This is a genomic window from Sphingomonas sp. (assembly GCF_048595155.1).
Taxonomy (GTDB): domain Bacteria; phylum Pseudomonadota; class Alphaproteobacteria; order Sphingomonadales; family Sphingomonadaceae; genus Sphingomonas_I.
The window spans coordinates 17718-29276 of sequence record NZ_JBMDXN010000007.1 but is presented as its reverse complement, the minus strand read 5'-3'; the positions used below and the strand labels follow the sequence as shown (position 1 = coordinate 29276).

Sequence of the window (11559 nt, the reverse complement as noted above, 5' to 3'; positions counted from 1 at the left end):
GGGTTCCGCGTTCCACCAACTTAAGGCAGCACGGCATATTATTTTACATCCGCCGCGGGGTGGATGTGCAGCCGAAAAACGGAGATTTCTCGGATTAAGGCGCTATTGTCGCAGGCGGGGAAGGGGCGCTAAGTGAAGACCGTTATTGAAGAATAGATGAGCGAGCCGACGAGCCGGTCTAGCTGTCCGCGGGGGTGGGCGTGGGACGTACGATAAGCTGGATCGGAGCCTTCCTGCTCCTCTTCCTGTGCGCATCGCCGCAAAGGGCGATGGCGGCCGGGGTTGACCTGCGCCGCAGCGCTTGCGTGGCGGTCCTGCCGGACGGCACGCCCGACAGCGCTGTACGAGACGCGGGCTACAGCTGTGGCCCCGACGCGCCGACCCAGGACAGGAACTGGGTCTGGCTGCGGTTGGACCATCGCCAGCTGGCGGCGCTGCCCGCGGGCTGGCACCTGATGGTCGACCAGGCCCGGTTCGACCAGATCGCCATCCTCTTGGACGATCGTGGTCAATTGCGGCGCAGCACCAGTGATCCGGGCGATCTCAAGGAACATTGGGCGCCAGGTGGACTGCTGCAGTTTGCGATCGACGCGCCCGGGCGTGACGTACGCGGTCTTTATTTGGGCTTCCGCAATATCGACGATCTCACACTGATGCGGAAGATCGCGGCCGTTCCCGCCTCCGTTCAGCTGATTGCCGACGCGAAATGGCTGCTGCTCATGGGGCTGTTCGCGGGAACGTTATTCTCTGCGCTGCTCTACAATTTCGTCATCCATACGGGCAAACGTCCGCCCTTCCAGCGCTGGTATCTGGCCTGGGTTGCAACCGCCTTCTCTTACGGCATGGCCTGGACGAACATCGCCGCCTTCGTCTTTCCCGGCCTGGTCGGTCCAGCCGCGGTACGATTGGATTTCGTGCTGGTCGGCTTGCTGGTGGCGACCGGGAACATGTTCTTCTTCGCGGTGATCGAAGACGGCATTCTTCCACGCTTTCTCGTCCGATTTGGCCAGATGCTGGCCGCATCCGGCGCGGTGCTCGGCTGCGCGGCGGCTGCGGATTGGCTTCTGCCCCCGGTTCTGACAGACCGCCTGCTCAATTACGTGATCGCGGCAACCGCGGTTTCCGTCGCCATAAGCTGCTCGATCGCGGTGCGCCGCGGCAGTCGCGTCGTATGGTTCTACCTGATCGGCTGGTCGCCTGTCATCACCGTCTTTGTCGCACGGCTGATGCGCAACCTGGGCTTCGTGCCCCAGATCGACTTCGTTGACATGGCCACGTTCGCGGCTCTGGCCTTCGAGGCCTTGGTCCTGTCGCTCGCCATAGCCGATCGCTTCCGGTTGGTGCGTCGGGAACTGGAGCTGGCGCAACAGCGCCGCGATATGGCCGGCGCCGAAGCCGCGGCCCTGCGCATCGCGGCGCAAACCGACTTTCTGACCGGGCTCGGTAACCGAGCCGCGTTTCAGGAGACGACGCACGACCTGATCGAACGCGGCGATCCGTTCAGCCTGTTCCTGATCGATGTCGATTATCTGAAAGATACCAATGATCGACTCGGTCATGCGGGCGGCGACGCCTTGCTGCAAAGGGTCGCGCAAATGCTCCGCGAAATCACCGCGACGCTGCCGCGGACGCGGATCGTGCGCATCGGCGGCGATGAATTTGCTATCCTGTGCCCCTGCACGAACTCAGTTGAAACTGCCCTGATCGAGCGGCTTTCCGCGCTGCAGGGGCAGGCGTGGGAGTTCAAGGAACAGACCCGCACAATCTCGCTCAGCGCCGGCTCCGCGCGTTTTCCGGAGGATGCGAAGGAGCTCGACATTCTTTACCAGAATGCGGATCTGGCGCTCTACAATGCCAAGCGGCTGGGGCGCTCGCGCCATTACCGCTACGATGCGCTGCAACGCATATTGCGCGATCTGCAGATCGAGTTCACCCGCGACGCCGAAGCGGCGATCGAACGCGGCGAATTCCACCTCGATTTCCAGCCGATCGTGGCGTTGCCTTCGGGCGAAATCCAGGGATACGAAGCGCTGCTGCGTTGGCAGCACCCCCATTACGGTCTGATCAGCCCCGATCGGTTTGGCGATGTGCTGGTCGCCGAAAAGATCGGCTTGCGCATTCAGGAACATGTTCTGGAATTGGCGCTCGCAGCCTTGCGCGATCGCGGTGACCAGATGCCGAGTCTCAGCGTCAATTTCACCTCCGCCCAATTGGCCGGCCCGAAATCGGCGGTGCGCGTCCTCAGCCGCCTCGCTTATTACGGCATCGCGCCTGCCTCGCTTTGCGTGGAGGTGACCGAAGGCGTCATGCTGGACCGCGCCGCTGATACGATCTTCGCGACATTGCAGACTTTGCACACGGCCGGCGTGCGGATCGCGCTCGACGATTTCGGCACGGGCTATGCGTCCCTCGTCCATCTGCGCGACATGCCGGTCGACAGCATCAAGATCGATTGCTCCTTCATCGCCGGAATTGAGGAGAAGGGTGGAGGCACCTCCGCCATCGTCCGCGCGATCGTCGGCCTGGGTCGTGGCCTCGGCAAGGTCGTGATCGCCGAGGGGATCGAGAATGAGGCGCAGGCGCTGTGGCTGGCCGAGCTCGGCTGCCATCTCGGCCAAGGCTATCTATATGGCCGACCGGCAGCAGCGCCGGTGCGGAGCATCGCAAATCAAGCGAAGGCCATGTTTTGAAAGGTCACCTTCTGCGGTAGCGGAAATACCAGACTTCATGGCCGATGCGCCGCGCCTTCGCCTCGTAGCGCGTCTCCGGCCAGTCTGCGGGCCGGACGAGGAAATCCTGGGGGCCGGTGGCGAGCCATTCGAAATGCGGGTTTTGGCCCATCACCATCATGGCCCAACGGCAGTAGATCGGATGGTCGGTGCCGAATCGGAACTCGGCGCCCGGCTTTAACTTCGCTGCGAGAAGATCGATCGGGCCCTTGTTCATGAAGCGCCGCTTGGCATGGCGTGTCTTCGGCCAGGGATCGGGATGCAGCAAATAAGCGCGGCTTAGGCTCGCATCCGGCAGCCGCTCGATCACCTCCAGCGCATCGCCCATGTGGATGCGCACATTGTCCAGCCCCTGCTCCTCGACGTGCAGCAGCAGCCCGACCACGCCGTCGACGAAGGGCTCGCAGCCAAGGAAGCCGTGATCGGGGCGCATGCGCGCCTGACCCGCCAGATGCTCACCTCTCCCGAAGCCGATCTCCAGTTCCAGCGGGCGATCGTCACCAAACAAGGCAGGCGCGTCGAGCGGCCCGTCCGGTACGGCGATGGTCGGCAGAAGATTCTCGACCAGGGCGGCCTGGCCGACGCGCAACTTGTGTCCTGTGCGGCGACCGTACAGGCGGCGGATGGTGGTAGGATCGGACATGGCGACATTCGTCGCCCCGGCGGAGGCCGGGGCCGCTGGAGTGTTGGCGAACAAGATAAAGGTTCCGGCCTCCGCCGGAGCGGCGTCTTACTTCTTGTCCTGCTTCTTGTCGGATGTACCCGACGTCGCCGGCGCGGCATCGCCCTTGATGTTGCCGTCCGCCTGCTTGGCGGCCTGTGCCTCGGTCTGGACCGGCACGTTCTTCGCCTTGGCGGCATCTGCGCCTTCCGCTTCGGCGGCGGCCTTGTCCGGGCTGGCGGCGCCTTCCGGCGGCGCGGAGGGCAGGGGCAGGGGGTGGTCGCCCTGCTGGTTCAGGTAAGCGATGACGTTCGCGCGGTCCTGCGGGTTGGACAAGCCCGCGAAGGTCATCTTGGTGCCGGGTGCAAAGGTCTTCGGGCTGGTCAGCCAGGCGTTGAGCGAATCAAAGTCCCACTTGCCGCCCTTGGACTTCAGCGCATCGGAGAATGCGAAACCGCCGCGCCCTGAAGCGATCGCATCGCCGACCACGCCGTAGATATTGGGGCCGAGCGCGTTTGCGCCGCCCTTGTCGGCATTGTGGCAGGCCGCGCATTTTTTGAAGACGTCCGCGCCCTTCGCCGGATCACCTTGGCTCATGTAGAAAGCGAACGGCTTTTCGGCGACGGCGCCAGCTCCAGCCTCTTGTTCGACGCCCTGAACTTCATAGCCCATCTTCTCGGGCCGCTCGGCGTGGAAATATTCGCCAGTTACGATCGTCAGGCCAAGCCCCGCAATACCGGCAAATAAAGCCCACCCTGCAATCGTGTTCGCGCGATCGTCCATGCCCTGCCTAACCCTAGGTAGAAAAATGCCGCCCGTTCCGGGAATTGCTGGTCCTTAGTGTTGGTTGGTCAGCGCCGCAAGCCGCCCGAGCAAGGTTGCGGGCTGCGTCGGCACCCTCTATCCGCCGCCGCCATCATGGAGAGCTATCCCGCACCCGCGCGTGCCCTTGTCGCGGAAATGACCAGCGCCGCAGCCGCATCGCCGGAGCGTGCCGTCGCAATTCAGGGCGCGCCGGGGTGCAATTCGCACATAGCGGCGCTGGAGGCGTTTCCGGATGCGCTGCCTCTGCCCTGCTTCAGTTTCGAGGATGCGCTCGACGCCGTACGCGATGGCAAAGCGGGGCGCGCGCTGATCCCGATCGAAAATAGCCTGCACGGGCGTGTCGCCGATATCCACTTCCTGCTGCCAGAATCCGGTCTGTCGATCGTGGGGGAGCATTTCATGCCGATCCGCTATTGGCTGATGGGGCTGCCCGGCAGCACGAGCGGCACGATCCGCGAGGCGATGAGCCATCCTCAGGCGCTGGGCCAATGCCGTCACTGGCTTCGCGCGCACGGGCTGAAGCCGGCCGCCTATCCCGATACGGCCGGCGCCGCCGCCATGGTGGCGGAAATGGGCGACAGCGCTATTGGCGCGATTGCGCCGCGGCTGGCGGCGGATCTTTACGGCCTCACCTTGCTCGCCGACCATCTGGAAGACAGCGACGACAATACCACCCGCTTCGTGGCATTGGCCCCGCAAGCGATGGCCGCCCCCGTGTCCGGTGCTCGCATGACGACCTTCGTGTTCGAGGTCAGGAATACGCCGGCCGCTTTGTACAAAGCCTTGGGCGGTTTCGCGACCAACGGCGTCAATATGACCAAACTTGAAAGCTATCAGCGCGGCACGAGTTTTGCGGCAACGCAATTTTATTGTGACGTCGAAGGGAGTCCGGAGGATCCGAATCTCGGCCGGGCGCTGGAGGAGCTTACATTTCACACCAAATGGCTGCGAGTGCTCGGCACCTATTCTCAGGCGCGGCCACGCGGATAGTCGACCCCCGGATTCCGACCGTCGCATTCACGGCGGGCGCCTCTTGCCAATAACGGACGTGGCTTTATCCCATGCGCATTCGATGACGTGGCTTCGCTTTCTCCTCGACCGAACCGCTGTTCTGTTCCTCGGCGTCGCCGCCGGAGCGGCGATTGGCTATGCGTTCGGCACCGGTAACGAAACCAAGCAGGCGGTCAGCCTCGCCCCGGAAGCGGCGCCCGTTGCCGCATCGCGCCCCGTAGCACCGCCGCCGCCGACCGGGCCTGCCGCGCCGACGGGTGCGACAGTGCAGACCCCCACTACGACCCCGGGCGAGGTGGTTGAGCCCACGCCCGGTGCGGTGCCGGTTGACACGCCGACCAACCAGTTGGCGAGTACCGTTACCCAGGGCAAGCAGGTGCATGTCGGCGTGTTCGGCGACAGCTTCGGCGACGGCGTCTGGAGCGGATTGTATAAATTGCTCCCGCGCGACCAGTATCGCGTCGACAAATATTCGCAGGCCTCGACCGGTTTCACCCGCTATCGCCGCCTGAATCTCGAAAATCACGACGATCAGCAGATCGATGGCCAGCCGCTCGATATCGCGGTGATCGCCTTCGGCGCGAACGATGCGCAGGGCGTATGCGACGGCGGCCACTGCGGCACGTTGATGAGCGACTTCTGGCAGAAAGTGATCGGCGGCCGCGTCGAATCTTACGTCAACATGCTGCGCCGGCACGGGGCCACCATCTACTGGGTGGGCTTGCCGGTGATGCGCGACGCATCGTTCGATGCCGACGCGCTCGCGATGGATCAGTTTTACGAACGGCTGATGCAACGCCTGGGCGTGCCTTATATCGACATCCGCCCGTTCACCGTGGACGCGCAGGGGCGCTATCAGGCTTATTACAGCGATCCCGGCGGCAGCCCGAAGCTGCTGCGCGCAGGTGACGGCATTCACATGTCGATGAACGGCTATATGCACGTTACCAAGGGCCTGGCTGCCCGCATCCAGGCGAGCGTCGCCGCCGCAAAGGGCAAGAGCGATGCCGGAGCGCCGACGCCGTGATTGCACTGGCCGCGGCGGCGGCGCTATCGTTCTCGGGCAATTGTGTCGGCTCGCTGTGCGGCGTCAATGAACTCGCGCCTTTTCTGGCGAAGTTGCATCAGGCGAACGCGCGGCCCGTGCACATCCTCCAGATCGGGGACAGCCACACGGCGGGCGATACCATCACCGGCGCCTGGCGGGATCTGCTGCAGCAGAAATATGGCGGTGCCGGTCGCGGTATTCTGCCGCCGGGCCGGCCGTTCAACGGCTATATCACCCAGGGCGTCACTGTTTCGATGTCACCCGATTGGCAGATTGCCGGCGATTTCGGTTCGGCATGGTCGTCACCGTCGCCGCCTTTGGGGATGAGCGCTTATTCGCTGACGACGCGCACCGATGGTGCATCGATGGCGATCTCGGCCGATCCCAACCAGGCGTTCAACCGCTTCGTCGTATGCGCCATCATGCGGCCCGGCGGCGGCAAGCTGCAGATGCGGGCCGGCGTCAACAGCGTGACCTTCGATCTGTCCTCGCCGACCGAGCGGCCGGAATGCCGCACGCTGCGCTTGTCGTCGCTTGTCACCAGCGCCGATGTCACGGCCAGCGACGGTATGGTGACGATGACCTCGTGGGGCACGTTTCACGACGGCGGGGGCGGGGGCGTCGTTCTGTCGAACCTGGGCGTCGTTGGGTCGCAGCTGGTCCATTGGGCACGGACCGACGACGCCGTGCTGACCGAAGAGATGCGGACCTACAAACCGGATCTTATCGTCATCGCTTTCGGCACCAACGAGGGGTTCTCCCCGCGGGTCAGCGACTTCGAATTTGAAGCGACGCTGCGCACGCAGATCGGTCGCGTTCGGCGCATCGCCGGCAATGTGCCGATCCTGCTGCTCGGTGCGCCTGACGCGCTTAGCCGTCGCGCTGAGATGCGTGCCAATGCGTCGATCGGCCCGTCGGCCAATTGCGGCACACCGATCGCGGCGCCCGTCGTGCCGCGGGAGAATGTCGTCACTTCGATCATGAACCGCCTGCGAGACAGTATCGGCTTGTCGTCTGATGCGCCGCAGCCCGATCCCGCGCCGGTGGTGGTCGCCCCGCCGCCGCCGGCGATGTCCACTGGCACGACGCGCGGCCCGCTTTTCCCGCCGGCCGGGCTGAAGGCGGTACGCGACATGCAGCGCAGGATCGCCGCATCGCTCAACGTCGCTTTCTGGGATTGGGAAGCCGCGATGGGCGGCCGCTGCACGGCGGATCGCTGGGTGCACATGGATCCGCCGATGATGCGCGGCGACTATGTACATTATACGTCCGCTGGCGGGCGGGAGATTGCTCGCCGATTGGAAAACGACATTGAAAAGGCGGCTGCCCGGTGACCATGCTTGATCGGGCGCACGGCTGATGCTTTTTCCGACGCTCACCTTCGGCCTGTTCTTCCTGGTCGTCTTTGCCGTCACCTGGTCGGCAAACGGATCGAACGAATGGCGTAAGATCCTGCTGCTGATTGCCAGCTGGATCTTCTACGGCGCGTGGGACTGGCGCTTCGTCGCGCTCCTCATTGGGTCGGCCTTCCTCAACTGGGGGGCAGCCGGCTTGATCGCGCTTCAGCCGGATTGGGCCAAGACCCAGCGCAAAGCGATCCTCATCATCGGCGTGATCGGCAATCTGATCATGCTGGGCTTCTTCAAATATTACGGCTTCTTCGTCGAACAGCTCGGCGATGTGCTGCGTTCGGTCGGCTTCCAGCGCGATCTGCCACTGATGCAGGTGGTCCTCCCCGTCGGCATCTCGTTCTTCACCTTCCAGGGCATGTCCTATCTGGCCGACGTCCATGCCCGGCGTCTGGCGCCGGCGCGACTGCTCGATGTCACGCTGCTCATGTCCTTCTTTCCGCATCTCGTGGCGGGGCCGATCGTGCGCGGATCGGATCTGCTGCCGCAGTTTCAGCGTGCGCCGCGCCTGACGCGCGACATGGCAAGCATGGGCCTGATCCTGATCGTCTGGGGCCTGTTCAAAAAGGCGGTGGTCGCCTCGGAGCTGTCGACCGGACTGGTCGATCCGGTCTTCTTTGATCCGTCCGCACATTCGCGGCTCGATCTGATCGCGGCGGCTTATGGCTATGCGGTGCAGATATACTGCGACTTTTCCGCCTATAGCGACATGGCGATAGGTATCGCGGCGCTGCTTGGCTATCGCTTTCCCCGCAATTTCAATCAGCCTTATCGCGCGACCTCGCTGCAGGATTTCTGGCGGCGCTGGCATATCAGTCTGTCGAGCTGGCTGCGCGACTATCTCTACATCGGCGCCCTCGGCGGCAATCGCAAAGGCTTTGCGCGTCTATGCCTGAACGTCCTCATCACGATGTTGCTCGGCGGCTTGTGGCACGGTGCCAAGTGGACCTTCGTGATTTGGGGCGGTCTCCACGGAAGCGTGCTTGCGTTGGAGCGCATCTGGGATCGTTATCGGCCCGAAGGCTTGCCGCGCCTGCCGAAGATCCTCGCCTTATTGGTGACCTTCCACATCGTCGTGATCGGCTGGATTCTCTTCCGCGCGGAGACGTTCGACACCGCCATCGCTTTCCTTGGCGGCCTGGCAACCAGCACGGCCGCCAGCGCGGTGCTGACGCCGCTGGCGTGTGTCCTGATCGTGTTCGGTATGGCAATCCACTTCACGCCGCCTGATCTCGGCCAGCGCCTGGCGCTACGCTTGCGCACATTGCCCGCGCCGGCCTTGGGCCTGATTGCGGGCATCGTGATCCTGATCATTGATGCGATGCGTTTCGAAGGGGTCGCGCCCTTCATTTACTATCAGTTTTAAGGCCAGCGGATGCACAAGGAAGCACCATCGCCGATCGATCTGCCGGAACCCGAGCTGGAGCGACCAGGGCTTGGCTGGACCGCCATCGTGATCGCGGTGGCCACCTTGTTCCTGCTGGCAACCAATGCCGTATCGCTCAGCGACTGGATTGACGATCAACCGCCGAGCCCCGCCCAAGCGCAGGCGGCCGCTGTCGCGGATCAATGGTATGCGTTCACCCAGGCGATCGGCCTGGCCGTTCCGCGGGATGCCATGCACACGCAATGGAAGCGCGCCGAAGAGGCGCGCTTCCATGGTGATGGTCAGGCAGGAGAGGACGCGGACGCGCCCCCCAGTCAGCGATAGAAAATGTGCGCGCCGACCGTCGTGACGCGCTGGCGCGTACGGAAGAAGCTGTTCGCGGGCGCATAGGAAGCACGGAAGAACATCGCGCCGGGAGCAACCGGCTCTGTCTCGCCGGCGAGAACCTCGTGGGAGACTTCGACAGCGTCCTGCCACCCGTCCGCCTGGCGATCGGGATGGAAGCTGGAGACCTGGAAAAACTGTCCGCGCTGATTGACGACTTCGCAGATGGTGCCGCCAAAACGACCGGCCTTCAGCCGGTTCATCAGCGTCTGTGCGACTGCAATCTTGCCGGCGCGCGGCTGGTTGCCAGCTTCATGCAACACGACCTTGGCCATGCATTCGACGGAGGCCGCATCGGCCGACGCTGCCATGGAAGGCGCACTGGCATCGGATTCGGCGACTTGGGAGAGGGTTTCTGACGCCGCCTGCAAGCTCGGATCGGCGCGGTCCGCCGGGGTAGCGGAGGCGGTAGCAGAAAGATCGTAGGGGAGGAGCGGTGTCTTCACCAGCTCCGCGGCCTTACCGACGGTTGCCGGAAAAACCATACCGGACGTGGCGAGCAGAAGCGCTGCGCCGGTAGCAAGCGTGGAACGCTTGATGTACATTCAGAACTCTTAACCATGCGCGAAATCGCCGACCGCTGCGGATACTAAGCAACGGCTGCGTGTTTTACGTCTTGTCGGCAGGACTAGGGAAACGCGGTCCCTGGCGACCATCTGAGCGCCCCCGTTCCGAAATTTTCCGCACCGCGTCAAGAAATGCACGGCAGACCGTGATGCGCGTGGGACGACCCGAGGCACTGAAACGAGCGGGCAAGGAATAATCCGGCCACGCAGACACTGCTTCTGTCATGATTATGTGCGATTCTCTCCCGTTCACTTAAGGTTTGCGGCATGACGTCCACCATACCGGTCGCGGCGTCGCGATTCGGGGAGGACAGAGGTGGAAGAACGACCAAGCACGTCCTTTCTGCACGGCCTGCTGTCGAGTCGGACGGCGGAGGCGCTGCGTCGTGATCGCTTGCTTGCCGCGATCGCGCTGTTCGGGGGGATCGGCATCGCCATTGCGCTGCCTTTTGCGCTCCAGGCCGGTGCAGCCTTTTTCCTGCCCGTCACAGCTGCGCTCGTCATCGCCATCGCGCTGGTGCCGATGCTGGAATGGTTCGAGCGACGCCGCTTCCCGTCTTCACTCGCGGCCTTTTTGTCGATCATGATCTTTCTGGCGGTGGCCAATGCCGCGGTCGCGGCCATCATCGTACCAGCATCGGGTTGGTTCGCGCTGCTGCCGGAACGGGTCGTGCGCATCCGCCACAACCTCCGCCCCCTACTCGAAGTTTATACCAGCCTCGATCGCTTCGTAACGAACACGCAAGCGACCTTCATGGGCAAGGGTGGGCGGCAGATGGTCGTCACGCTGGGCAAGCCGACGTCTTTGCTGGACGTGGTGGCCAGCTCGGCCCCGGTCGCTATCCTGCAGATGTTTTTCGCGATCCTGGTCGTCTACTTCTTCCTGTCGGGATGGACGCGGATGCGGCGTCAAACCATCACCAATCGCGGCAGCTTCACTAGCGCGCTCACCACGGCCCGCGTCATTCAGGAAATGGTGGATGCGACATCGGCCTATCTTGCGACGATCACCATCATCAACGTCAGCCTGGGCCTGTTGGTCGCCGCGGCCTTCTGGCTGATCGGTCTGCCCGATCCGCTGATGTGGGGCGGCATCGTCGCGCTGTTCAACTACATGCCCTATCTCGGGCCGATCATGGCGTCTTTGCTCCTCTCCTTGGGCGGTCTGATGGTCTTTCGTGATGCCTGGTATGCGATTCTGCCGGTCGCGACCTTCGTCGGCTGCCATCTGATCGAATCGAATCTGGTCACGCCGGCGCTCGTCGGGCGGCGGCTGACTATCAATCCGTTGCTGATTCTCGTCTCGCTGAGTTTTTGGGGGTGGGTGTGGGGCCCTGTCGGCGCGCTGCTGGCGGTGCCGCTTCTGATCATCACGAAAACCGTCCTGGATGCGGCTGGCAAGCCGGATATCGCCGGTTTTCTGTTCGAAGATGGCACTTTGACGAGCCCAATTCCGGAAGCTTCTTCACCTTTACCGCCTGACCCGACGCACAGTGGTTGACAGCCCCCGTCCTCCTCTCTAGTCGGCGCGTCTCCGCA

General features: G+C 63.6%; 10 protein-coding genes. 7 read left to right on the top strand and 3 right to left on the bottom strand.

Annotated elements, in window-relative coordinates; genetic code table 11:
• The first annotated feature begins 200 nt into the window (after positions 1 to 200).
• The gene (locus ACOJSI_RS01305; protein ID WP_420136441.1) at positions 201 to 2690 is read left to right on the top strand and encodes a putative bifunctional diguanylate cyclase/phosphodiesterase; all 2490 of its coding nucleotides are present in this window, start codon (positions 201 to 203) and stop codon (positions 2688 to 2690) included.
• A gap of 4 nt (positions 2691 to 2694) precedes the next feature.
• Here ACOJSI_RS01305 and trmB read toward each other — a convergent pair whose 3' ends face one another.
• Complete coding sequence (gene trmB, locus ACOJSI_RS01300) at positions 2695 to 3372, bottom strand: tRNA (guanine(46)-N(7))-methyltransferase TrmB (RefSeq protein ID WP_420136440.1); 678 nt, start codon at positions 3370 to 3372, stop codon at positions 2695 to 2697.
• 87 nt (positions 3373 to 3459) lie between these two features.
• The gene (locus ACOJSI_RS01295) at positions 3460 to 4173 is read right to left on the bottom strand and encodes a c-type cytochrome (protein ID WP_420136439.1); all 714 of its coding nucleotides are present in this window, start codon (positions 4171 to 4173) and stop codon (positions 3460 to 3462) included.
• A 135-nt stretch (positions 4174 to 4308) separates the two neighbouring features.
• On the opposite strand from ACOJSI_RS01295, the gene ACOJSI_RS01290 reads away from it, so the two are divergent.
• The 5 genes from ACOJSI_RS01290 to ACOJSI_RS01270 all read left to right on the top strand — a co-directional run bounded on the left by ACOJSI_RS01290 (position 4309) and on the right by ACOJSI_RS01270 (position 9394).
• Positions 4309 to 5205 (top strand): prephenate dehydratase, encoded by an 897-nt coding sequence (locus ACOJSI_RS01290; protein WP_420136438.1) that lies wholly within the window; start codon positions 4309 to 4311, stop codon positions 5203 to 5205.
• A gap of 82 nt (positions 5206 to 5287) precedes the next feature.
• On the top strand, positions 5288 to 6253 hold the full coding sequence (locus ACOJSI_RS01285; protein WP_420136437.1) for a DUF459 domain-containing protein: 966 nt from the start codon (positions 5288 to 5290) through the stop codon (positions 6251 to 6253).
• Positions 6250 to 7608, top strand: coding sequence for a GDSL-type esterase/lipase family protein (locus tag ACOJSI_RS01280; RefSeq protein WP_420136436.1), 1359 nt, complete (start codon positions 6250 to 6252; stop codon positions 7606 to 7608). Before ACOJSI_RS01285 ends, ACOJSI_RS01280 begins: the two co-directional genes overlap by 4 nt.
• Positions 7609 to 7633: 25 nt before the next feature.
• Positions 7634 to 9049 carry an MBOAT family O-acyltransferase gene (locus ACOJSI_RS01275; RefSeq protein WP_420136435.1) on the top strand — a complete coding sequence of 472 codons (1416 nt, stop codon included), beginning with the start codon at positions 7634 to 7636 and terminating at the stop codon, positions 9047 to 9049.
• Positions 9050 to 9058: 9 nt separating this feature from the next.
• Positions 9059 to 9394 (top strand): hypothetical protein, encoded by a 336-nt coding sequence (locus ACOJSI_RS01270; protein ID WP_420136434.1) that lies wholly within the window; start codon positions 9059 to 9061, stop codon positions 9392 to 9394.
• Here the strand turns inward: ACOJSI_RS01270 and ACOJSI_RS01265 are convergent.
• Positions 9385 to 9999 carry a cell wall hydrolase gene (locus ACOJSI_RS01265; RefSeq protein ID WP_420136433.1) on the bottom strand — a complete coding sequence of 205 codons (615 nt, stop codon included), beginning with the start codon at positions 9997 to 9999 and terminating at the stop codon, positions 9385 to 9387. The two genes, ACOJSI_RS01270 and ACOJSI_RS01265, sit on opposite strands and share 10 nt — an antisense overlap.
• Positions 10000 to 10336: 337 nt before the next feature.
• Between ACOJSI_RS01265 and ACOJSI_RS01260 the strand changes: the two genes are divergently transcribed.
• Positions 10337 to 11521: an AI-2E family transporter gene (locus ACOJSI_RS01260; RefSeq protein ID WP_420136432.1), complete on the top strand. Its 1185-nt coding sequence runs from the start codon at positions 10337 to 10339 to the stop codon at positions 11519 to 11521.
• Positions 11522 to 11559: the final 38 nt, after the last annotated feature.